General features: G+C 67.6%; 19 protein-coding genes and 1 pseudogene. 12 read left to right on the plus strand and 8 right to left on the minus strand.

Annotated elements, in window-relative coordinates; translation table 11 throughout:
* Positions 1 to 81: 81 nt before the first annotated feature.
* Complete coding sequence (locus WS78_RS14060) at positions 82 to 1,533, minus strand: aminotransferase-like domain-containing protein (protein ID WP_059574701.1); 1,452 nt, start codon at positions 1,531 to 1,533, stop codon at positions 82 to 84.
* Positions 1,534 to 1,831: 298 nt separating this feature from the next.
* Here WS78_RS14060 and WS78_RS14070 point away from each other — a divergent pair, with 298 nt between their 5' ends.
* The 6 genes from WS78_RS14070 (at position 1,832) to WS78_RS14095 (ending at position 9,324) form a co-directional block, all read left to right on the plus strand.
* Positions 1,832 to 2,740: a DMT family transporter gene (locus tag WS78_RS14070; RefSeq protein ID WP_038748710.1), complete on the plus strand. Its 909-nt coding sequence runs from the start codon at positions 1,832 to 1,834 to the stop codon at positions 2,738 to 2,740.
* A gap of 58 nt (positions 2,741 to 2,798) precedes the next feature.
* Positions 2,799 to 3,980, plus strand: coding sequence for an aminotransferase-like domain-containing protein (locus WS78_RS14075; RefSeq protein ID WP_038748712.1), 1,182 nt, complete (start codon positions 2,799 to 2,801; stop codon positions 3,978 to 3,980).
* Between the two features lie 60 nt (positions 3,981 to 4,040).
* Positions 4,041 to 4,499: a RidA family protein gene (locus WS78_RS14080; RefSeq protein ID WP_038748714.1), complete on the plus strand. Its 459-nt coding sequence runs from the start codon at positions 4,041 to 4,043 to the stop codon at positions 4,497 to 4,499.
* Positions 4,500 to 4,503: 4 nt separating this feature from the next.
* A complete protein-coding gene (locus tag WS78_RS14085; protein WP_038748716.1) occupies positions 4,504 to 5,397 on the plus strand; it encodes a PhzF family phenazine biosynthesis protein in 894 nt (297 codons plus the stop codon).
* Between the two features lie 218 nt (positions 5,398 to 5,615).
* Complete coding sequence (locus WS78_RS14090; protein ID WP_059574704.1) at positions 5,616 to 7,976, plus strand: bifunctional diguanylate cyclase/phosphodiesterase; 2,361 nt, start codon at positions 5,616 to 5,618, stop codon at positions 7,974 to 7,976.
* 139 nt (positions 7,977 to 8,115) lie between these two features.
* Positions 8,116 to 9,324, plus strand: a complete 1,209-nt coding sequence (locus WS78_RS14095; protein WP_059574706.1) for a chromate transporter — start codon at positions 8,116 to 8,118, stop codon at positions 9,322 to 9,324.
* Between the two features lie 139 nt (positions 9,325 to 9,463).
* On the opposite strand, the pseudogene WS78_RS37585 reads toward WS78_RS14095, so the two are convergent.
* Positions 9,464 to 9,822, minus strand: a pseudogene (locus tag WS78_RS37585) (histone deacetylase family protein); the annotation flags it as partial.
* Between the two features lie 97 nt (positions 9,823 to 9,919).
* On the minus strand, positions 9,920 to 10,381 hold the full coding sequence (locus WS78_RS14105; RefSeq protein ID WP_038748747.1) for a multidrug/biocide efflux PACE transporter: 462 nt from the start codon (positions 10,379 to 10,381) through the stop codon (positions 9,920 to 9,922).
* A 105-nt stretch (positions 10,382 to 10,486) separates the two neighbouring features.
* On the opposite strand from WS78_RS14105, the gene WS78_RS14110 reads away from it, so the two are divergent.
* Positions 10,487 to 11,371 carry a LysR family transcriptional regulator gene (locus WS78_RS14110; RefSeq protein WP_059574708.1) on the plus strand — a complete coding sequence of 295 codons (885 nt, stop codon included), beginning with the start codon at positions 10,487 to 10,489 and terminating at the stop codon, positions 11,369 to 11,371.
* 63 nt (positions 11,372 to 11,434) lie between these two features.
* Here WS78_RS14110 and WS78_RS14115 read toward each other — a convergent pair whose 3' ends face one another.
* From WS78_RS14115 to WS78_RS14135, 5 genes are all read right to left on the minus strand, one after another.
* Complete coding sequence (locus WS78_RS14115) at positions 11,435 to 11,893, minus strand: CopD family protein (RefSeq protein WP_038748723.1); 459 nt, start codon at positions 11,891 to 11,893, stop codon at positions 11,435 to 11,437.
* 743 nt (positions 11,894 to 12,636) lie between these two features.
* Positions 12,637 to 14,955 (minus strand): DNA topoisomerase IV subunit A, encoded by a 2,319-nt coding sequence (parC, locus tag WS78_RS14120; RefSeq protein WP_059574710.1) that lies wholly within the window; start codon positions 14,953 to 14,955, stop codon positions 12,637 to 12,639.
* A gap of 58 nt (positions 14,956 to 15,013) precedes the next feature.
* Positions 15,014 to 16,996, minus strand: coding sequence for a DNA topoisomerase IV subunit B (locus WS78_RS14125; protein ID WP_059574712.1), 1,983 nt, complete (start codon positions 16,994 to 16,996; stop codon positions 15,014 to 15,016).
* Positions 16,997 to 17,187: 191 nt separating this feature from the next.
* Positions 17,188 to 19,134: an ATP-binding cassette domain-containing protein gene (locus WS78_RS14130; protein ID WP_038748728.1), complete on the minus strand. Its 1,947-nt coding sequence runs from the start codon at positions 19,132 to 19,134 to the stop codon at positions 17,188 to 17,190.
* A 161-nt stretch (positions 19,135 to 19,295) separates the two neighbouring features.
* Positions 19,296 to 19,703 (minus strand): DUF4399 domain-containing protein, encoded by a 408-nt coding sequence (locus WS78_RS14135; protein WP_038748730.1) that lies wholly within the window; start codon positions 19,701 to 19,703, stop codon positions 19,296 to 19,298.
* 279 nt (positions 19,704 to 19,982) lie between these two features.
* Between WS78_RS14135 and WS78_RS14140 the strand changes: the two genes are divergently transcribed.
* The 5 genes from WS78_RS14140 to WS78_RS35895 all read left to right on the plus strand — a co-directional run bounded on the left by WS78_RS14140 (position 19,983) and on the right by WS78_RS35895 (position 23,311).
* Complete coding sequence (locus tag WS78_RS14140) at positions 19,983 to 20,165, plus strand: rubredoxin (RefSeq protein WP_038748749.1); 183 nt, start codon at positions 19,983 to 19,985, stop codon at positions 20,163 to 20,165.
* Between the two features lie 336 nt (positions 20,166 to 20,501).
* The gene (locus WS78_RS14145; protein WP_152611718.1) at positions 20,502 to 20,813 is read left to right on the plus strand and encodes a hypothetical protein; all 312 of its coding nucleotides are present in this window, start codon (positions 20,502 to 20,504) and stop codon (positions 20,811 to 20,813) included.
* A gap of 391 nt (positions 20,814 to 21,204) precedes the next feature.
* Positions 21,205 to 21,684 carry a hypothetical protein gene (locus tag WS78_RS14155; protein ID WP_226377150.1) on the plus strand — a complete coding sequence of 160 codons (480 nt, stop codon included), beginning with the start codon at positions 21,205 to 21,207 and terminating at the stop codon, positions 21,682 to 21,684.
* 457 nt (positions 21,685 to 22,141) lie between these two features.
* Positions 22,142 to 23,020: a tetratricopeptide repeat protein gene (locus WS78_RS14160; RefSeq protein WP_226377151.1), complete on the plus strand. Its 879-nt coding sequence runs from the start codon at positions 22,142 to 22,144 to the stop codon at positions 23,018 to 23,020.
* A gap of 78 nt (positions 23,021 to 23,098) precedes the next feature.
* The gene (locus tag WS78_RS35895) at positions 23,099 to 23,311 is read left to right on the plus strand and encodes a hypothetical protein (RefSeq protein WP_156437517.1); all 213 of its coding nucleotides are present in this window, start codon (positions 23,099 to 23,101) and stop codon (positions 23,309 to 23,311) included.
* Positions 23,312 to 23,314 lie beyond the last annotated feature (3 nt).

Here is a 23,314-nt window from a genome sequence, read left to right on the forward strand (position 1 = left end):
ACCCCAAAGGAGCCGGCGCGCGGCGTCATCACACTTTCGCGACGCTCGACCGCGCCCCAAGTTGGGGCGCTCGACGGAATTTCAAGAGGCGCGGCGGTTCACGCCGTCGAGATAGCGGCCGAGGAACGCGGGCAACGCCGGATCGCCGCAGTTCGCGACGTTAAAGCGCGTCCACGTCGACGGCGACTGCTGCGGCGAGAACAGGCTCCCAGGCGTGAGCAGGAAGCCCTCCTCGTGCGCGGCCGCGGCGAGCGCGTCCGAATCGACGCTCGTGTCGGCCCACAGGAACATCCCCGCCGCCGGCATCGTGAAGAGCCGCATCCCGCTGCGCTCGAGCATCCGCGCGGTCTTGTCGCGCACGCCGTCGAGCCGCGCGCGCAGCCGCTCGACGTGGCGCCGGTAGTGCCCTTCCGTCAGCACCTTGTACAGCACGCGCTCGTTGAGCTCGGGCGTCGTCATTCCGACGAGCATCTTCTGGTCGGTCAGCGCCTTCGCGAGCTCCGGCGCGCATGCAATGTAGCCGACCCGCAGGTTCGCCGCGAGCGTCTTCGAATAGCTGCCGAGGAAGATCACGCGCTTTAGCTGATCGAGGCTCGCCATGCGCGTCGCCGGATAGCTCGGCGGGCACAGATCGCCGTAGACGTCGTCCTCGACGACGAGAAAATCGTACGCCTCCGCGAGCTTCAGTATCCGGAACGCCTGCGCGGCCGACAGCGACGTGCCCGTCGGGTTGTGCAGCACCGAGTTGATCACGAGCATCTTCGGGCGCCACATCTGCACGAGATTCTCGAGCGCGTCGAGATCGGGGCCGTCCGGCGTGTACGGCATCCCGACGAGCTGCGCGCCCTGCGACGCGAAGCGGCCGAACATCTGGAACCAGGCCGGATCGCCGACGATCACCGCGTCCCCCGGCCGCACGCAGTGGCGCGCGATGAGGTCGATCGCCTGCGTGATGCCGGACACGAGCACGAGCTGCTCGGGCGTCGCGCCGATCTCGATTTCGGCCAGGCGCGTCTGCAGCTGCTGGCGCAGCGGCAGGAAGCCCTGAGCGCTGCCGAAGCCGAGCATCTGCGCGCCGGACTGCCGGCCGAGCGCGCGCAACGCGCTCGTGATCAGCTCGCCGTCGAGCCAGCGGCTCGGCAGGTAGCCGAGCCCCGGCCCCTTTTCCGGGCTGACCGTATGCAGCATGTTGCGCAGCAGCCAGACGACGTCGATCGTGTTGTGCACGGGCTGCGCCCGCCCGCCGCCCGCCGCAACGGGCGGCGGCCCCGGCGCGCGCTCGCGCACGTAGAAGCCGGAGCCGCGCCGCGAATCGAGATAGCCCTGCGCGACGAGCCGCTCGTAGGCTTCGACGACCGTGAAACGCGACACGCTCTTGTCGATCGCGAGCTTGCGGATCGACGGCATCCGCATGCCGGGCCGGAACACGCGCTCGTCGATCCGGCGGCGCGCCCACTGCACGAGCTGGTCGACGAGCGTGAGCGTCGCGGTATCGTGCGGCGCGGGAATCTGCGCGAGCGGGACGGTGGACATCGCGGGCCTCCAACTGTACCGAAGAGTATCGCGGCGATTGTACCGTTACTGTGCTGGCCCCTGCGATTACAGTTTTTTCGACGGCGATGCGACGCGGTGACGCACGCGCGCCCGAAAAACCGGTTCCGACTTCCGGCCGGGCACGGCGCACCTGATCGGCGTCGAGACGGGCGATGCGCCCGCGCTCGCGGTCGAATTCGACACGCCGGCGGGCACGCTGCGCTCACGCGTGCGCCCGCCCCGCTTCCCGCTCACTACAACCGCTCATGACAACCACTCGCGACCACGGAGCCCCCTCATGAATTCGCGCGAAACACGCGGCATGCTGCTCGGCCTGATCGGCGTGATGATCTTCAGCCTGACGCTGCCGATGACGCGCATCGTCGTCACCGAGCTCCATCCGCTCCTGAACGGCCTCGGCCGCGCGCTCGCCGCCGCGGTGCCGGCCGGGCTGCTGCTGTGGCTGCGCCGCGAGCGCGTGCCGAGCCGCGCGCAGTTCAAGAGCCTCGCCGTCGTGTCGGCGGGCGTGATCGTCGCGTACCCGGTGTTTTCCGCATGGGCGATGAAGACCGTGCCCGCCTCGCACGGCGCGGTCGTCAACGGTCTGCAGCCGCTTCTCGTCGCGTTGTATGCGGCGTGGCTGTCGCGCGAGCGGCCGTCGAAAGCGTTCTGGGCGAGCGCCGTCGTGGGCAGCGCGCTCGTCGTCGCGTACGCGCTGCGCGACGGCGGCGGCGCGCTGCAGCGGGGCGACCTGCTGATGCTCGTCGCGGTCGGCCTCGGCGCGCTCGGCTACGCGGAAGGCGCGCGCCTCGCGCGCGAGATCGGCGGATGGCAGGTGATCTGCTGGGCGCTCGTCGTGTCCGCGCCGTTGCTCGTGCTGCCCGTCGGCTGGCTCGCGTGGGCGCACCACGCGGCGCACCCGGGCCCGGTGTCGCCGCGCGTGTGGCTCGCGTTCGGCTATGTGACGCTGTTCTCGCAGTTCGTCGGCTTCTTCGCTTGGTACGCGGGCCTCGCGATGGGCGGCACCGCGCGCGTGGGCCAGGTGCAGCTCCTGCAGATCTTCTTCACGATCGCGTTCTCGGCGCTCTGCTTCGGCGAAACCGTTTCCTCGTCGACCTGGCTGTTCGCCGCCGCCGTGATCGCGACCGTCGTGCTCGGCCGCCGCGCCGCCGTGAGCACCGCGCCGCAGCCCGCTCGCGCGGCCTGATTTGACGAGCGATAATCGCCCCTTTCATTCACGACCCACGATACCGACCGAGGAGACCATGAATCCGAGCGATCTCAAGCCGCCCCACTGGGCCCTGTCCGAACGCGCACGCAAGCTCACGAGCTCGGCGATCCGCGAGATCCTGAAAGTGACCGAGCGCCCCGAGGTGATCTCGTTCGCGGGCGGCCTGCCGTCGCCCGCGACCTTCCCCGCCGAGCGCATGCGCGAAGCCGCCGACCGCGTGCTGCGCGACTCGCCCGCCGCCGCGCTGCAATACAGCGCGACGGAAGGCTTCCTGCCGCTGCGCGAGTGGATCGCCGAGCGCTATCGCGTGCGCGCGACGCAGGTGCTTGTCACGACGGGCTCGCAGCAGGCGCTCGATCTGCTCGGCAAAGCGCTGATCGATCCGGCGAGCCGCGTGCTCGTCGAGACGCCGACCTACCTCGGCGCGCTGCAGTCGTTCTCGCTCTTCGAGCCGACCTACGTGCAGGTGCCGACCGACGACGCGGGCCTCGTGCCCGACGGGCTCACGCCCGAGCTCACGAAGGACGCGCGCCTGTTGTACGCGCAACCGAATTTCCAGAATCCGACCGGCCGCCGCTTGCCCGTCGAGCGCCGCCGCGCGCTCGCCGCGTTCGCGCAGACGAGCCCGTTCCCGGTGCTCGAGGACGATCCGTACGGCGCGCTCAACTATGCGGGCGAACCGCTGCCGACGATGCTGTCGATGGCGCCCGATCACGTCGTCCACCTCGGCACGTTCTCGAAGGTGCTCGCACCCGGCCTTCGGATCGGCTATATCATTGCGCCCGAGGAGCTGCACTTCAAGCTCGTGCAGGCGAAGCAGGCAACGGACCTGCACACGCCGTCGCTCACGCAACGCATCGCGTACGAGGTGATCCGCGACGGCTTCCTCGACGAGCACATCCCGACGATCCGCAAGCTCTACGCCGCGCAATGCGAAGCGATGCTCGCGTCGCTCGCCCGGCACATGCCGCAAGGCGTGAGCTGGAACCGCCCGGAGGGCGGCATGTTCATCTGGGTGACGCTGCCCGCGCAGATCGACAGCATGCAGCTCCTCGAGGCGGCGGTGGCGAACAACGTCGCGTTCGTGCCGGGCGCGCCGTTCTTCGCGAGCGACGCGCAGAAGAACACGCTGCGGCTGTCGTTCGTCACGGTGCCGCCGGAGCAGATCGAGGAAGGCATCGCGCGGCTCGGCAAGCTGCTGCGCGAGCGCCTGTGACGCTTCTCGTTCGTTCACACATTCACGATTTCACGATTGACTCACGAGGATAGGAATCAGATGGCAAACGTCTACGACAAACTGAAGGATCTCGGCATCGAGCTGCCGGTCGCGGGTGCGCCCGCCGCCGCCTACGTGATGAGCGCGCAATCCGGCGACACCGTCTATCTGTCCGGCCACATCGCGAAGAAGGACGGCAAGGTGTGGGCCGGCAAGCTCGGCCACGACGTGACGACGGAGCAAGGCAAGCAAGCCGCTCGCGCGGTCGCGATCGACCTGCTCGCGACGCTGCACGCGCACACCGGCGACTTGAACAAGGTCAAGCGCATCGTCAAGGTGATGAGCCTCGTCAACTCGACGCTCGAGTTCACCGAGCAGCACATCGTGACGAACGGCGCGTCGGAGCTGATCGCCGAAGTGTTCGGCGACGCGGGCAAGCATGCGCGCTCGGCGTTCGGCGTCGCGCAGATCCCGCTCGGCGCGTGCGTCGAGATCGAGCTGATCGCCGAAGTCGCGTAACGCGATGGCCGCCGCTGCCGGCACCGTGACGGTGCGCTTCAAGCAGGTCGACGTGTTCACGTCGGTGCCGTTCAAGGGCAATCCGCTCGCCGTCGTATTCGACGCGCACGCGCTCTGCGACGCCGGCATGCTCGAGATCGCGCGCTGGACGAACCTGTCCGAGACCGCGTTCCTCGTCGCGCCGACCGATCCCGCCGCCGACTACCGCGTGCGGATCTTCACGCCGGGCGGCGAGTTGCCGTTCGCGGGCCACCCGACGCTCGGCGCCGCGCACGCGTTTCTCGACGCGGGCGGGCAGCCGAAGACGCCCGGGCGGCTCGTCCAGCAATGCGGCGCGGGGCTCGTCGAGCTCGCGCGGCGCGACGGCGGCTGGGCGTTCGCCGCGCCGCCCGCGCGCGTGACGCCGCTGCCCGAGCGCGACTGGCCGGCGCTCACGGCCGCGCTGCGCACGGGCGCGATCGATTTCGGCGCGCCGCCGCAGGCGGTCGACAACGGCGCGCCGTGGCTCGTCGTGCGGCTCGCGTCGGCGGCCGACTGCCTCGCGCTCGCCCCCGACCGCGAGGCGCTCGCGCCGATCGCCGCCGCGCTAGGCGCGGGCGGCCTCGCCGCATACGGCCCGCATCCGGCCGACGGCCCGGCGACGTTCGAAGTCCGCTGCCTGATGACGGGCGACGCGTTCGCCGCAGGCGAAGACCCCGTGACGGGCAGCGCGAACGCTGCGATCGCGGGCCTCCTCGCGCAGGCCGGGCGCCGCCCGGGGCGCAGCTACACCGCGCGCCAGGGCACCGCGCTCGGCCGCGACGGCCGCATCGCGGTCGATTACGACGACGACGCGGGCAAGATCTGGATCGGCGGCGCCGCGGTCACGCTCGTCGACGGCCGCATCCGGCTGCGGTAGGCCGCGCGTTCACCCGGCCGCGCCCGCCGCGCGGCCGGTTCCGCGCGGGCCGCGCGCGGGACCGATCCCCTCCTCACCCGGTTAGCGATATCCTGGCCGCGCTAAATTAAAGACTGACCATTCAGTAATATCGGGCCTCGTCTATTGTCTTCTTTATCGGCCCGTTTACTCGGTTATCCTGTCGGATCGCCCATGCGCGCAAGGACACGTTTCGTCCGATGAGTTCGTCCCGGTCACACGCCGCCCGCGCCGCGCGGCCGGTGCGCGCGACACGCAAGTCGCGCCGCCGCCGCGCGTTGTTCGCGATCCCGCTCCTCGGCACGCTCGCGCTCGCGCTGCTGTGGGTAGCCATCATCGCGCGTCTGTCCGTCGAGAAGGAAAGCGCGTACCGCGAGGCCGCGGCGTCGGCCGCGATCCTGTCGACCGCGCTCGAGCAGCACACGGTCAAGGCGATCCATCAGGTCGACCAGATCACCCGCTTCGTCAAGTACGAGTTCGAGAAGTCGCCCGCGCACTTCAATCTCGCGAGCACCGTCGAGAAAGGCGTCGTGCCGAGCGACACGCTGATCCAGGTGTCGCTCCTCGACGCGCGCGGCCGGCTGACCGCGAACACGGCCGACCCGCATCCGAAGCCGATCGACCTGTCCGACCGCGAGCACTTCAAGGTGCACGCGCACCGCAACGACGACGATCTGTACATCAGCAAGCCGGTGCTCGGCCGCGTGTCCCGGCACTGGACGCTGCAGATGACGCGGCGCCTGAACCATCCGGACGGCTCGTTCGCCGGGGTCGTCGTCGTGTCCGAGGACCCGACCTACTTCACGAACGACTTCTACAACAACGCGACGCTCGGCAAGGACGGCGTGATCGCCGTGATCTCCGACACGGGCGCCGTGCTCGCGCGCAGCACGGGCTCCGCGCAGAAGGTGCCCGGCACGTTCTCCGCGTCGGGCGTGTATCCGGTGTCCGAGCGCGCGTCGGGCACCTACGTCGATCCGATCGACAGCATCGTGCGCATCGTGTCGTACCGCCATCTCGACGGCTACCCGCTCGGCGTGATGGTCGGCCTGTCGCAGGCGGACGAGCTCGCCGACTACCACCACACGCGCAACGTCTATCTGCTGATGACGAGCTTCATCACGCTCGCGATGCTCGCGTTCTTCGGCGTCGCGACGGGCCTGATCGGCAAGCTGCTCGGCCGCGAGCGCGAGATGACCCAGCTCGCCGAATTCGATCTGCTCACCGGCCTCGCGAACCGCTACGCGACGCTGCGCAGCCTGCGCAACGACGTCGCGCTGCCGTCGAACCTGTCGCGGCTCGCGATTCTCTTCATCGATCTCGACAACTTCAAGACCGTCAACGACACGCTCGGCCACAACGCCGGCGACATCGTGCTGCAGATGACGGCCGCGCGCCTGTCCGACGCGGTCGTGAACGAAGGCGCGCTCGCGCGCATCGGCGGCGACGAGTTCGTCGTCGTCGTGAAGGGCGACGACGTCGAGCGGCGCGCCGAGCGCCTCGCGGAGGCGATCGTGCGGATGTTCGCCGAGCCGTTCGACGTGCGCGGCAGCTCGTTCGTGCTGCACGCGAGCATCGGCATCGCGCTGCATTCGGTGGAGAACGAAAGCGAGATCGACCTGCTGAAAAAGGCGGACCTCGCGATGTACAGCGCGAAGGACGCGGGCAAGAACTGCTATCAGTTCTACGCGCCGCATCTGTCGCATCGCGCGGATCACCTGATGCGCTGGGAACAGCAGTTGCGCGTCGCGCTGGCGGACGGGCAGTTGTTCCTCGCGTACCAGCCGAAGATCGACCTCACGTACCGCTGCATCACCGGCTTCGAGGCGCTCGTGCGCTGGGACCATCCGGAACACGGCGTGATCTCCGCGAACGAATTCATTTCGATCGCCGAATCGACCGGACTCATCGTGCCGATCGGCGATTTCGTGATCCGCACCGCGTGCGAGCAGCTTGCGCGCTGGCGCAACGAAGGCCACGACAAGCTCACGCTCGCCGTCAACATCTCGCCCGTGCAGTTCTGGCGCGGCGACCTGATCGAGACGATCTCGCGCGCGCTCGTCGAGACCGGGATCGAGGCGCGCCGCCTCGAGCTCGAGATCACCGAGACCGCGATGATGGAATACCCTGAGCTCGTGTCGGAGAAGATCGTCGCGCTGAAGAAGCTCGGCATCCGCGTCGCGCTCGACGATTTCGGCACCGGCTATTCGTCGCTGTCGTACCTGCACCGCTTCTCGGTCGACACGCTGAAGGTCGACCGCTCGTTCATCCAGGCGATCCCGGCCGACCGCAGCGTCTGCGTGATGGTGTCGTCGATCGTGCACCTCGCACGCTCGCTCGGCCTCACGGTCGTCGTCGAGGGAACGGAAACCGAGGAGCAGATCGCCTGGCTCACCGCGCTCGGCCGGATCGAGGCGCAAGGCTTCCTGTTCTCCCGGCCGGTGCCCGCCGACGGCATTCCGGCCCTTCTCGCGCGCTTCGGCGTATGCGGCGGCGACAGCGCTTCCCCGCTGCGCCGGGATATCGCGAGCACCGCTAAACAATCGACGGGCGGCGACTAAACACCGCACCCTCGTTTGCGCCGCGCGCCCGGTGCGTACTCGTTTTCGCTCATACAACTACCGGTTTTCCGAGTGCACAATGGAACGTGCGACGCACATGTGGCCGCGGGTGCGTCCACGACCGCACTTGGACATCAGCATGACAATCGCAAGCGTGGAGGCCGCGTGTTGCGGCGAGCGAGAATCGCTATGGGCATTGTTCAAGACCGTGACAGGCGTTTCCGCCGTGTCGTGGGGCGGTCTTGCGATGATAGCTCAGCTCGAGCAGCATTACGTCAACCATGAGCGGCGTATCGATCCGCTTTCGTTCGCCGATCTCGTCGCGCTCGCGTGGATGATGCCCGGCCCCGTCGGCTGCAACGTCGCGGTTCAGGTCGGGCACGCGCTGCGCGGCCACGCCGGCGCGTGGATCGCCGGCATCGCGAGCGTGCTGCCGTTCTTCGCGGCGATGACGGTCTTCGCGATCTTCTACCAGACGCCGTTCGTGCGCACGCTCGCGTCGCCCGTGCTGCTGCATCACTTCGGCATGGTGCTCGCCGCGCTGATCGGGCTCACCTGGTTCAGGCAGATCCGCGCGCTGGTGCACGCGCCGCTCGAGCGCGTGATCGCCGCGCTCGCGACGGTGCTCCTCGCGCTCGCGCACAGCCCGGCCACGTTCGTCGCGATCCTGACCGCCGCGTTCGCCGTCGGCTGGCTCGCGGGCGGGCACCGCAGCAGCGAGACGCTGCGGCTCGCGCTGCCCGCGCGCGAATGGCGGCTCCTCGTATCGCTGGCGGTCCTGATCGCGCTGTTCGCGCTGCCGCTGCCGATCGAATACGAATCGTCGCTATTCTGGCCGCGCCTCGCGGGCGCCGGCATGACGCTCTTCGGCGGCGGCTTCTCCGCGCTGCCCGTGCTGAAATCGCTGTTCGTCTCGCGCGCGACGGGCATCACCGAGCAGGACTTCATGCTCGCGTTCACGCTGTCGCCGGTGTCGCCCGGGCCGCTCCTGAACGTCGTGCCGTTTCTCGGCTATCTCGAGGACGGCTGGCGCGGCGCGCTGCTGTCGACGGTCGCGCTGTTCGTGCCGTCCGGCTGCCTCGTCATCTTCGCGCGGCGGCACGTCGAGCGCCTGAAGCTGCATCCGCGCTTCGCGAGCGGCATGCGCGTGCTGCGCGCGGCCACCACCGCGTTCCTCGCGATCGCGGCCGTGCGGCTCGTCGCGAAGACGCCCGTCGAGCCGGTGTATTGGGCGACGGGCGTGATCGCCTGGCTGTGCCTCGCGCGATTCAAGGTGCCCGTCTATGCGCTATACGGCGCGGTCGCGGCCGCGTGCGGCGGCTGGCTGATTCTCGCGGCGCATGGGTGAATGCGGCCCGAGGTTTTCCGCGATCTATTGTTTCTCGTGGTTTCGCGTTGTTGATTTGAGTTGCTGATTTGAGTCGTTGATTCGAGTCGTCGATTCGCTTCACGGTCGCGTTTCGCGTCGCGCCGTACTTGTCTCCCCCTTCGTTCGCTGCGTTGTGCTTCGCTGCCGCCCGCCTCCCGCTTCGCGGCCTTTGGCGATGCGTCGCGCGCCACGTGTCCGCGCCGACGGGGCAACTGCCGTCGGCAAAATAGCGGCCCGCCCGCGCGAGCACGCCGCGCAGCACAGCGCGTTCGGTTCGCGCTCGAACACCTCCGACATCACTGCGTCGCCCCAGTCCTCCCGCATCATGTTCCACCCGCGATGCGCGGCGTCGAGAAAGCGCAGCTAGTTCATGTCGTGCACGGCCGCGATCGGCGCAACACCGAAGTCGGCCGGCTCGCGCACGGAAAGGCTCATCGCGAGCGCCGCCGCGACGAGCCGCGCCGCGCGCTCGGGCACCTACGACGAAGCGCGCCGCGACGCGCTTGCACAAAAAGAAAAAGCCGGCGTCGCGCCGGCTTTCGAAAGGGACCATCGAAGAAGAATCGGATTCCGTTCATCGCCACGCCACCGCCCTTTGCGCGATCCAGCGCGCACGCAGACGGTCGTAGCCGAGGTTGAACAGGAACGTGAACGGCAGGAAGAACAGCAGGATGCCGAAATCGAGCAAGAGCGCCTCGAGCAGACTGATCCCGAGCCACCATGCGGCGAGCGGCAGCGCCATCGCGACGAGGCCGAGTTCGAACGCGATCGCATGCATCGCGCGCACCGCGAACGTCCGCGCGAGACGATAGCGGCGCTCGATCCGCTCGAAGAGCGCGTTGAACACGACGTTCCACACCATCGCGATCACGGATACCGCCGCCGTCAACACCCCGACGTGCACGAGCGACAGGCCGAGCACCCAGCTGACGACCGGCGCGCAGATCGCGATCGCGGTCACTTCGAACGCGAGCGCGTGCACGACGCGCTCGGCCAGCGTCTTCGTCGGCACGTGCCTGGTCATTTGCATTTGCATGAAAAGCTCCATCGGTGAATGAGATGGCGCTATTTTCATCGGATTAACCGTAATAATCCAATTTGATATGATCGGTTTTTCCGATATATCAAAGGAGCATGCGCGATGCGCCACTCCCCCGAAGCGCTGCTCGCGTTCGCCGAGGCCGCCAACCTCGGTTCGTTTTCGGCCGCCGCGCGCAAGCTCGGCAAGCGGCAGTCGACGATCAGCGAAGCGATCGCGAACCTCGAGATCGACCTCGGCGTCACGCTGTTCGACCGCTCGACGCGCCAGCCGACGCTGACCGACGCGGCCCGCGCGCTGTTGCCCGAAGTGCAGCGCGTGCTCGAGGCGAGCGAGGCGATCGATCAGGTCGCCGCGCGTCTTGCGGGCGGCGAGGAGGCGCGCCTCACGCTCGTCGTGTCGGACACCTATCAGTCGAGCCGATACGAGCAGACGCTTGCGGCGCTCGACCGCCGCTTTCCGACGCTCGAGTTCGAATGTCAGATCGCCGAGCACGACGACGTGCTCGACCTGATCCAGCAAGGCCGCGCGCAGCTCGGCCTGATGGCGGCGCGCAGCACCTATCCGCCCGACATCGGCGCGGCGACGGTCGCCGAGCGCTCGGAGATCGGGCTCTACGTCGGCCGGCAGCATCCGTTCGCCGCGTACGGCGACGCCGAAGTACCGCTCGCCGCGCTGCACGACGCACGCGAGCTGCGCCTCAATACCTACGTGGCGCCGCACGGCGAGCGGATCGAAACGGGGCTCGTCGCGGGGCGGCGCTGCTGGTCGGCGCCGAGCTATCTGCTGTTGCTGGAAATGGCGGTGGCGGGCTTCGGCTGGGCGGAGTTGCCGCGCTGGATGGTCGAACACTTCGCGCGCGAACAGCTCGTCGAGCTCAATGCGCGCGGCTGGCCGCGGCGCGTGCCGGTGGATGCCGTGTGGTCGCGCGGCCGGCCGCTCGGACCAGCCGGCTCATGGCTGCTGGAGACGATGCTCGCGCCGTGACGCGCGCATCGGGGAAACAAACGCCCCGCGTGCGCGCGCGTCGAAGACTGGGGACGCCGAAAGTCAGAAGCCGCGCGACAGCACCGCGGCGGCGATCGTCACGACGCCGAGCACGAGGTTGACGATCACGAGGAGACGCACCGCATTCACCGCGCGCGCGCCGTCCGGCCAGTTCTGCGCCTGCACCGCGCGGCGGATGCGCGGGAACAGCGCGAAGCGGATGTGGCCGAAGATCAGCATCATCACCACGCCGAGCCCCGCCATCGCATGCAGCGGCCACGTCGCGTGCGCGCCGCCGAACTGCGTGAGCAGGAAGCCGCCCGTGAGCAGGATCACGATCACCGAGCCCGCGACCCAGTTGAAGAAGCGGCCGAATACCGCTTCGACGAGCGGCAGGCGCAGTTGCGGCGACAGATCGGACAACGCGGGACGCAAACAGAAGTTCGCAAACACCATGCCGCCGACCCACACCGCGACCGCGAGCAGATGGAGAAACAGAGCGACGGCGATGGCGTGAGACATGAGGGGGACCTTTTCTTTCCGGTTTTCAGATGACCGATGCGCCGCGCGGATGCACGGCGCGCGACACGATGAGCGCATTCGACAGCCGCGGCGCGCGACGGTTCAGCGCAATGCACGCGGGTTGCGGCTTTTGGGTGCGCCGCTCTAGTCGAACGGCGCTTCGGCGTTTCGGCGTTTCGTTCGTTTCGTTTGTCGATTGCGGGTTCGTCGACGTTGCGACGATGCGTGCGATTCGCTTGACGCGCTGCGGATACGCCGCGACACGTGCGCCGCCGCGCGGATCGCCATGGCCGACATCGTGCGCAAAGGATAACGAACGAAGAGGGTTGGCGGTCGGCGGTCGGCGGTCGGCGGTCGGCGGTTCGCCGTTCGCCGTTCGCCGTTCGCCGTTCGCCGTTCGCCGTTCGCCGTTCGCCGTTCGCCGTTCGCAGCAGCGTACTCGTTACTGCCCTGAACCACAAACCTGACCGTCGATCGCGATGCGACGAACGACGAACGAAGATCGAATCGCCAGCAACCAAACTATTCCGAATGCCCGCGACAGCGGCCGATTTCCGGCGACGGTCGACATCGCAGCGGCCGACGTCACGGCCGCGCGGCACTGCGCCGACGTCGAAGCAGCCCGAAGCCGCCCGACGGCGCCGAAACGTTCCGAAGCCGAAACCCGACGATCCGGCCGGGCCCCGCGCCCGCATCTCGATGCGGGCACGCGGCCCCGCCGCACGCTCCCGCGCCGCGCCCCGTCAGCCGAGCACCGGGCGCAATCCGCTCACCTTCAGCTTCGTATCCGGCGCGCGCCCCTTGCGGGCCCGCTTGCCGACGTGCGGCTCGAGCGCGCGCGCCGCCAGCGCCTCTTCCTGCGCCTTGCCGCCGCGGCCCGTGCCCGTCAGCACGACGCCCGCCGCATCGATCGCGAGCGCCTGCACGAGCGTCTCCTTCGGATCGAGCGCCATCAGGATCACGCCGCGTCCGCCGCCGCCGAGCGTCTTCATCTCGTCCATGCCGAACACGAGCAGACGCCCGCCGCTCGACAGGCACGCGACCTGCGACGCATCCGCCAGCACCGGCATCGGCGCGAGCGGCGCCGCGCCTTCGTCGATGGTCATGAACGACTTGCCCGCCTTCACGCGGCTCACCATGTCGCCAACCTTCGCGATGAAGCCGAAGCCGTTGCTCGACGCGAGCAGCAACGGCTGCTCGGCGGGCGCCGCGAAGTAATGAAGCAGATGCGAGCCCGATTCGAGCTCGATCAGCGACGTGACGGGCACGCCGTCGCCGCGCCCGCCCGGCAGCACCTGGACCGGCACCGAATACACGCGCCCCGTGCTGCCCCACGCGATCAGCGTGTCGGGCGTGCGGCACTGGAACGCCGCGTACAGGCCGTCGCTCGCCTTGAACGAGAAGCTCGCCGGGTCGAGCCCATGGCCCTTCAGCGCGCGCACCCAGCCCTTCTGCGACACGACGACCGTCACCGGCTCGTCGACCACCTTCGCCTCGAACGTCGCGCGCTTCTCCTGCTGGATCAGCGTGCGGCGCTCGTCGCCGTACTGCTTCGCGTCGGCCTCGATCTCCTTGATCATCAGCCGCTTCATCGCGCTTTCGTTCGCGAGCAGCTCTTCGAGCTTCGCCTTCTCGGCGCGCAGCTCCTCGAGCTCCTTCTCGATCTTGATCTTCTCGAGCCGCGCCAACTGGCGCAGACGGATTTCGAGAATGTCCTCGGCCTGCCGCTCGGTGAGGCCGAACGCACTGATGAGCGCGGCCTTCGGCTCGTCCGATTCGCGGATGATGCGGATCACCTCGTCGATGTTCAAAAAGACGATCATCCGCCCTTCGAGGATGTGAATCCGGTCGTTCACCTTGCCGAGCCGGTGGCGGCAGCGCCGCGTGACGGTGGCCTGGCGGAACCGCACCCATTCGCCGAGAATCGACGCGAGCCCCTTTTGCGCGGGCCGTCCGTCCTCGCCGATCATCACGAGATTGAGCGTCGCGTTCGATTCGAGGCTCGTGTGCGCGAGCAGCGAATTGACGAATTCGGTCTGGTCGATCGTGCGCGTCTTCGGCTCGAACACGAGCCGCACGGGCGCGTCCTTGCCCGACTCGTCGCGCACCGCGTCGAGCAGGTCGAGCATCGCCTTCTTCGTGTTGATCTGCTCCTGCGTGAGCGTCTTCTTGCCCGCCTTGAGCTTCGGGTTCGTCAGCTCCTCGATCTCCTCGAGCACCTTCTGGCCCGACGTGCTCGGCGGCAATTCGGTGACGACGAGTTGCCACTGGCCGCGCGCGAGATCCTCGATCTTCCAGCGCGCGCGCACCTTCAGGCTGCCGCGGCCGATTTCGTACGCGGCGGAGATCTCCGCGTCGCTCGAGATGATCTGGCCGCCGCCCGGAAAGTCCGGCCCCGGCACGAGTTGCATCAGCTCCGCGTGCGGCAGCGCGGGATGGCGGATCAGCGCGACCGCGGCCGCCGCGACTTCGCGCAGGTTGTGCGACGGAATCTCGGTGGCGAGGCCGACGGCGATCCCCGACGCGCCGTTCAGCAGCACGAACGGCAGCCGGCCCGGCAAGAGCTTCGGCTCGTCGAACGAGCCGTCGTAGTTCGGCATGAAGTCGACCGTGCCCTCGTCGATCTCGTCGAGAAGGAGCTTCGCGATCGGCGTGAGGCGCGCTTCGGTGTAGCGCATCGCCGCCGCGCCGTCGCCGTCGCGCGAGCCGAAGTTGCCCTGGCCGTCGATGAGCGGATAGCGCATCGAGAAATCCTGCGCGAGACGCACGAGCGCGTCGTACGCGGACTGGTCGCCGTGCGGGTGGTACTTGCCGAGCACGTCGCCGACGACGCGCGCGGACTTCACCGGCTTCGCGTTGTCGCCGAGGCCCATCTCGTTCATCGCGTAAAGAATGCGGCGCTGCACGGGCTTCTGGCCGTCGCTCACGTCAGGCAGCGCGCGCCCCTTCACGACGCTCACCGCGTAGTCGAGATACTGGCGCTCCGCGTAGCGGCCGAGCGTCAGGAAATCGCCCTCGGGCGCGGCCGGCTCGGCGAAAAGATCGGGAGTGTTGTCGTCCATCTAGATTTCGTGTCCGTTTATGCGATGCGTGCGAAGCCGGGCGCGCGCCCGGCCGCGCTCAGATATCCGCTTCGACTTCGTTGCCCTTTTCCTCGAGCCAGTTGCGGCGCGCGGCGGCCTCGCCCTTGCCCATCAGCATCGTCATCTGCGCGACGGTCGACTCGAAGTCGAGGTCGCCGAGCGCGATCGGCATCAAGCGGCGCGTGTCGGGATTCATCGTCGTGTCCCACAGCTGCTCGGCGCTCATCTCGCCCAAGCCCTTGAAGCGGCTGATCGTCCATTGCGATTCGCGCACGCCGTCCTTGCGCAGCTTATCGAGAATCGCCTCGAGCTCGCCTTCGTCGAGCGCGTAGAGCTTCTGCGCGGGCTTCTTGCCGCGCGCGGGCGCGTCGACGCGAAACAGCGGCGGCCGCGCGACGAACACGTGGCGGCGCTCGATCAGTTGCGGGAAGTGCTTGAAGAACAGCGTGAGCAGCAGCACCTGGATGTGCGCGCCATCGACGTCCGCGTCCGACAGGATGCAGATCTTGCCGTAACGCAAGTTCGACAGGTCGACGCTGTCGTCCGGGCCGTGCGGATCGACGCCGATCGCCACCGAAATGTCGTGCACCTCGTTGTTCGCGAACAGGCGGTCGCGCTCGGTCTCCCATGTGTTGAGCACCTTGCCGCGCAGCGGCAGGATCGCCTGGTATTCCTTGTCGCGGCCCATCTTCGCGGAACCGCCCGCCGAATCGCCCTCGACGAGGAAAATTTCGTTGCGCGCGATGTCCTCGGTCTCGCAATCGGTCAGCTTGCCGGGCAGCACCGCGACGCCGGAGCTCTTCTTCTTCTCGACCTTCTGGCCCGCGCGCGTGCGCGCCTGCGCCTGCCTGATCACGAGCTCGGCCAGCTTCTTGCCGTGCTCGACGTGCTGGTTGAGCCACAGCTCGAGCGCCGGGCACGTGAACGACGATACGAGCTTCACCGCGTCGCGGCTGTTCAGGCGCTCCTTGATCTGCCCTTGGAACTGCGGATCGAGCACCTTCGCCGACAGCACGAACGACACGCGCGCGAACACGTCTTCCGCGAGCAGCTTCACGCCCTTCGGCTGCAGGTTGTGCAGCTCGACGAAGCTCTTCACCGCCTGATAGAGGCCGTCGCGCAGGCCGGATTCGTGCGTGCCGCCCGCGGGCGTCGGAATCAGGTTCACGTACGACTCGCGCACGAGCGAGCCTTCCTCGCTCCATGCGACCACCCACGACGCGCCCTCGCCCTCGGCGAACGTGTCGTCGCCCGAGCGCGAATCGGCGAAGCGCTCGCCTTCGAACAGCGGAATCAGCAGCTCGCTGCCGTTCATCTCGTCGAGCAGATAACCGCGCAGGCCGTCTTCGTATTTCCAGCTCTGCCGCTCGCCCGTCTTCTCGTTGACGAGCACGACCTCGACGCCCGGCAGGAGCACCGCCTTCGAGCGCAGCAGCCGCTGCAGCTCGCCCGTCGGCAGGTTCGGCGAATCGAAATACTTCGGATTCGGCCACACGGTTACGCGCGTGCCGGATTTCTTCTCGCCGCGGCCCGCGCCTTGCGTCGCGAGCGGCTTGACGACGTCGCCGTCGGCGAAGCCGAGCTGCGCGACTTTGCCGTCGCGCCAGACCGTCACGTCGAGCCGCGTCGCGAGCGCGTTCGTCACCGACACGCCGACGCCGTGCAGGCCGCCCGAGAACGTGTACGCGCCGCCCTTCGCCTTGTCGAACTTGCCGCCGGCGTGCAGCCGCGTGAACACGATTTCGACGACGGGCACCTTCTCTTCCGGATGCAGCCCGAACGGGATGCCGCGCCCGTCGTCCTCGACGGACACCGACTGGTCGGGATGCAGCGTGACCGTGATCTGCTTGCCGTAACCGCCCAACGCCTCGTCGGACGCGTTGTCGATCACTTCCTGGATGATGTGCAGCGGATTCTCGGTGCGCGTGTACATGCCGGGCCGCTGCTTGACGGGCTCGAGGCCCTTCAGCACCTTGATCGATGCTTCGCTATACGCCGCTGCGGGCTTTTTCGTAGACATAGAAGCTCAGGTTCGTCATTCACCTTGACGTTATCCCCAACTCGTGTGGATAACGTCGTGGACAAAACGTTGAATTCGATAAAAATTCGAGTCGAAACAATGGCGTGCTCGGATTGCTTCGAAAGCGGGCGGCGCGCCGCGCGGGCCCCGTCCGGAACGCGGCGTATTTTACTGGTTCCGCAACGGCGAACTCATGAAGGCTTACGTTTCGCTTCGAGCGCCTCCCAGCGCTCGAGCGCCGCGAGAAGCTCGTCGTCGAGCGCCGCGAAGCGCTCGGTCAGGCGCGCGCCCTCCTGCGGGTCCTTCGAGAAGATCGAGCCGTCCTCGAGCTGCGCGCCGACCGCCTTCTGCTCGGCCTCGAGCGCGGCGATCCGCTCCGGCAGCGCGTCGAGCTCGCGCTGCTCGTTGAACGACAGCTTGACCGTGCGCTGCGCGTTGCGGCCCGCCGCGCTCTTCGGCGCGTCGTCCTTCGCGGCCGCGGGCTCCTTCGCCGCGCGCTTGCCCGCGTCGTCATCGGCGATCCGCTGCGCGCGCTCGCGCTGGATCTGCCAGTCGGTGAAGCCGCCGACGTATTCGCGCCACTGGCCGTTGCCCTCCGACGCGATCACCGACGTGACGACGTTGTCGAGAAACGCGCGGTCGTGGCTGACGAGCAGCACCGTGCCGTCGTAGTCGGTCAGCAGTTCCTCGAGCAGCTCGAGCGTCGGGATGTCGAGATCGTTGGTCGGCTCGTCGAGCACGAGCACGTTCGCCGGCCGCGCGAACAGGCGCGCGAGCAGCAGACGGTTGCGCTCGCCGCCCGACAGCGACTTGACGGGCGAGCGCGCGCGCTCGGGCGCGAACAGGAAATCGCCGAGATAGCTCATCACGTGCTTGCGCACGCCGCCGATCTCGACCCATTCGCTGCCCGGGCTGATCGTGTCGGCGAGGCTCTTTTCCGGATCGAGCTGCGCGCGCATCTGGTCGAAGTACGCGACCTGCAGGTTCGTGCCGGTGCGCACCGTGCCTTCGTCGGGCTTGATTTCGCCGAGGATCAGCTTGAGCAGCGTCGTCTTGCCCGCGCCGTTCGGGCCGACGAAGCCGATCTTGTCGCCGCGCATCAGCGTGCTCGAAAAGCGGTCGACGACCGCGCGCTCGCCGTAGCGCTTCGTCACGTCGGTCAGCTCCGCGACGATCTTGCCCGACTTCTCGCCCTGCGCGACGTCGAGCCTCACGTTGCCCTGCGTGTTGCGGCGCTCCGCGCGCTCGCTGCGCATCTGCTCGAGCCGCGCGATGCGGCCGACGCTTCGCGTGCGCCGCGCCTCGACGCCTTTCCTGATCCACACCTCTTCCTGCGCGAGCAGCTTGTCGAACTTCTCGTTCTCCACCCGCTCCACTTCGAGCTGCTGCGCCTTGCGGACCTGGTACGCGGAGAAGTTGCCCGGATACGACAGCAGGCGGCCGCGATCGAGCTCGACGATGCGCGTCGCCACGCGATCGAGGAACGCGCGGTCGTGCGTGATGAAAAGCAGGCCCGCGCGCTGCGCGACGAGCAGTTCCTCGAGCCAGCGGATGCCGTCGAAATCGAGGTGGTTGGTCGGTTCGTCGAGGAGCAGCACGTCCGGCTGCACGACGAGCGCGCGCGCAAGCGCCGCGCGCTTCTGCATGCCGCCCGACAGCGCGTCGACCTGCGTGTCGCCGTCGAGGCCGATCTGCGCGAGCGTCGTCGCGACCCGCGTGCGCCAGCTCCACGCGTCCGTCGCATCGAGCGACGACTGCAGCGCGTTCATCCGCGCGAGCAGCGCGTCGTGCTCCGCGCCTTCGGGCGTGTCCGCGAGCCGGTGCGCGATCTCGTCGTACTCGGCGAGCAGCGCGCGCGTTCCGGCGAGGCCCGATGCGACCGCGTCGAACACCGTCTGCCCGGCCTCGAATTCCGGCTCCTGCGGCACGTAGACCGTCACGAGGCTCTGCTGGCGCGTGACGAGCCCGTCGTCGGGCTTCGCGAGGTCGGCGACGATCTTGAGCAGCGACGACTTGCCGGCGCCGTTGCGGCCGATGAGCCCGACGCGCTCGCCGGCTTCGAGCGAGAAATCCGCGTGATCGAGCAGCGCGACGTGGCCGAACGCGAGTTGCGCGCCGGTGATGGAATAAAGCGACATGGGGAGGACGGCGGAGAAAAATCGGAAGCGCTCATTGTACCGGGGGCGGAGCGCGACGCCGAGATGGCACGACGGCCTAGTGCGACGGGCCGCGCGGCGGCGCCCGGCGGCGGCGAGGGCCTGGCGCGGCGGCCCTCGCGTGCCGGACTGCCCGAATGGGCCTACTGGACGTTGATCGTGATCGTCTGGCTCAGCTCCGGGCCGTACGAGCGGTGCGCGCCGTCGCCGAACTGCAGCGTCAGCGTATGGCGGCCGGGCGGCAGCTTCACGTCGGTTTCGGTCTGAGCCTTGCCGTAATGCAGCGAACGCTCGCTGACGGGGATCACGTCGCCCTTCGGAATGGGCTTGCCGTCGATCAGCAGATGATGATGGCCGGTGTTGGGCGTCATGTCGCCCGCGGGCCGAAGCGCCACATCGCCCTCGAGGCCGAATTTCACGTGAACGGGGTTCGAGACGGACGCACCGTCGGTCGGCTCGACGAAGTACACCCTCGCTTCCGCGTGCGCCGAGGCGGACGCGAAGAGCGCGGCCGCGGTGAACGCGCCGGCCAGCCATTTGTTGTAGAGCATCGCTCTCTCCTTTGGGGTTGAAAGGCCATCGAAGGATACACCGCGAACCGCCGCCGCGCCGCGGGCTCGGCGCCGCTCCGGGACGCCCGGCCGACCGGCGGCGCACGCCCGGCGCACCGGCTCGCGACGCCCGCGGGCAGGCCGCGGGCGCGCCCGCCCCGCGCCGCGCTCCGACAGGCGTTCGCGGCAAATCCGGTACCATTGCGCCTTTCGCCGCCCGACGCGCCGCGTTCGCGCGATCGGACGACGTCGAATGCAATGGTTCTTCAAGAGTGCAACATGAGCGAAGTGGTCGAATACAAGAGCTGGGTCTGCCTGATTTGCGGCTGGGTCTATAACGAAGCGGACGGCTTGCCGGACGAAGGCATCGCGGCCGGCACCCGCTTCGCCGACATTCCGGACGGCTGGCGCTGCCCGCTGTGCGACGTCGGCAAGGAAGATTTCGTCGTCGTGGAGTTCTGAGCCCGGCGATCCGGCCGGCGGGGCGCTAAGGCGGGGGCTCGATGCCTGTTCCGCGCTGCCGCAGCGGCCCATCTCCCCTGCCTCACCAGGCCGGCCCCAACGCAGGTCGTCGCAAGCAACCAGACTCATGCGCTTCGGGGGCGGCCGTTCACGCGCCGAAATGGTCGCCGGACAAGGCGGCCGTGCGCCCCATCCCATCCTCCTGCACGTTCATCGGCGTTGAAAGAATTCGCGTAAGACTGCGTTTTTTTCGGCCGATGCGCTGTTCGAAACGGGCGCTCCCGCTTTCACGCGCCCTGTCCTAGCGCGCTTCGCCGGGATCACGCGTTCCCGGCGATGTTTGAAAGCATTCCTCTGCCCTATAAGTTCCATTTTGGAACGTACAATCCCGTCGGATGCACACGCAGCGAATCAATACGGACGACCATGGGAGGAGAAAACGTGGCACAGGCGGAATCATCCAGGCAAGCACCCGCCAGCTCGACGGGAGAAGCGGCCAGCAATCTCGGCAGATTTCTATCGCTCGCGTTCCTGCTCGGCCTGCTGACCGTCATGGCCGCATTCGGCTGGGTCACGTTGCAGGAAGGTAGCCATCCACTTGAGCGCCATCACCGTGCCGCCGCCGCTTCCGACGCGCGGCGAACGTGAAACTCTCACCGAGCTCGACCACGAATGGCTCCATTTCGCGCGGAAGCGCGTCTTCCACGTTCTCAGAGCGTGTTGCACGTCTGTCATCGCAGCGCCTGTCAGTGCGCCAACCCGCAACAATGAACCACGCAGCTTGCCGACGATGGCGAAGCCTCGTTGGTCGATCGCCTGGGTCGCGTGAAACAAATGCGCTCCCGCCATCGCGCGGCGGAACGGATTCCACCCGGCCACGCGCGCAAGGCCGCCCTCGCGGAAACGGCGATGCCCGGCAAACCTGCGGCAATCCCACTACATTTTCCAGGTTGAACTTCGGCCGTCGGATACCTTAAATACGCTGGGCGTGACCTGAAGACACGCGACGCCCCTCGATATTGAGGAAGCCTACCGCTCAGTGGAGAAAACCACCATGTCGACAACTGTTCTAGGTTTCAAAGGAAGGGTGACTATCGCAATCAACAAAGTGACCAAGCAGTATCCGCACGCCAAGCTCTATGAAGTGGATGGTGTGGCCTCAGGCGGCCCGACCACTGACCCCAAGCAAATCGACAAACTGCGAGTCGTGTTTCAAGACGAGAACAACACGGTCATCATCGAATCCACAAGCTACGACGAATTCGGTTCCCCCGTGCTTTATCCAGCGCCCTGGGTCGGAGACGTGGTGATCGAATGGCCCGTCAAGCTGGATCTGGACGAGGCCGATCGCGCGAAGAAGGCAGCGGGGCAAACAGGCGCATACGATACGGTCACGCTGCGCAATCCGCTCGGCCCCAAACGAGGAAACCCCCTCTATATTTTCGGTTCGGGGCTCCGCCAGGCGAGGAAATTCGTGTTCGTGGACGCGATAACCGGAAAAGTGACCGTTGGGGAATAACGAGCGGGGATGAACGCTCGATTCGCGCTCGGATGGTGTGTGCCGCAGCGGTGACGCGCGATGAGCGATGAGCGATGAGCGATGAGCGATCGCATCGTCGGTGATCGGCTTCGACAATGCACGGGGCGCGTTCGACGCGCGCCCAACGGCTCGCGCGCTCAGCCTCGTCGAGATCGGCGCGCTGCATCGCAGGCAGCTCGTGCCGCGGGCGCGAGCCGCGCCCGCATGGTGTGATCGCTGCCCGCGCCGCGCGCTACGGGCAGCCGCACCGCGCAGAACGCGCCGTTCGGGCCGTCGACTTCGCACGGCAGCCGCAACCGGTCCGGGCACGCCGCCTCGGATCAACGTCCGCGCCGCGAGCGCGCATGTCGCGCGAATGAGGCATTGAGATCGGCTCGCGGCACAGTGGTTCGCCAGCACGGCAGCGCGAGGCGTTCAATTTCCGGGAGAGCATGCAATGGGAACAACCGAAAATCATTCGCGTTCTTGCGGCGACGGCAACCTTCGGAACCGGCTCAGGCAAGCTTGCCTGTATGGAACGATCGGCCTTGTGGCTTCGCTGAGCGCGCCTTGCGCGATGTCCGCACCCAATGACGACGCGCATGCCACGGCTGATCGCCTGCGGGAATCGGAAGGCGAAGGCATTACGTTCCGGACCGACCGTTATCGCGGCGTCTATTACCAATCGCTGCCGTATTTCATGTCGCCGGACGAGATCATCCGGCAGCCGCCGCCGCACGGGACAGAAAAGGACTGGCGCTTTGCAAGCGTTTCCTGGAATTACGCACGAGCGCTTGCATACGTCCGCAAACACGATGTTCGCGGCGCGCAACGTGCGTACGCGAAACTTGTAAAGGACGTGATCGCCTTCAGGAAAGAGCGGCCCGACGAAGTGATGAACAGCCAGACGGCACAGATCATGCAATCGGTCGCGCGCGCGCGGATCGACCAGATGAAAGACGACGCGCAACGCGGGGTGCGCATTCTCGAACGCTCCGTCAAGCAGCAGGACAAGATGAACTACGACGAGCCGCCTTACTGGATGGTTCCGGTCGGGCAAACCCTGGCCGCGCTCCAGATCGGCCTAGGCCAATACGACAAGGCGATCAAGACGCTCCACGCGTCGCTCGGCGACGACGACCCGGAACACAACGCGTACACGAGTTTCAGAGGCAACAGCTGGGCCTATTTCGGCTTGACGCAGGCCTATGAAAGAATCGGGCTAGGAAATTTGACACCCGAGCAGCAAAAGGACTACGACAGCGCGCGGAGCCGGCTCGCCGAATACTGCCCGCCCGACAAGAATGTTTGCGCTTTGTCGCTCGATCGCATGTAGGTGGCCAAACACGGTCGGCTCCGAGTTGAAAGGCCGCCGGCTCCGACGCCTTTGCTCGCTGGTCGCTGCTCGCGGCGCATGCGGTTGGCGCTTGGCGGCGTCAAGCACAAAGCGTTCGACGCTGTCGCCGGCGGATGGCGCGGAGACGATTTCGACAAACGCCTCGCCTATGACGGCGAGGCGTTCGAATCGAATGCGCGGACACCTCGCGTCGCGCAGTCAAGCAAGCGCACGCTCGCCGACCCACCGGGGTCGATCGAGACCACGGTCAAACGGAACCGTTCTCCGTGATGA

The organism is Burkholderia savannae, from assembly GCF_001524445.2.
Lineage (GTDB): Bacteria > Pseudomonadota > Gammaproteobacteria > Burkholderiales > Burkholderiaceae > Burkholderia > Burkholderia savannae.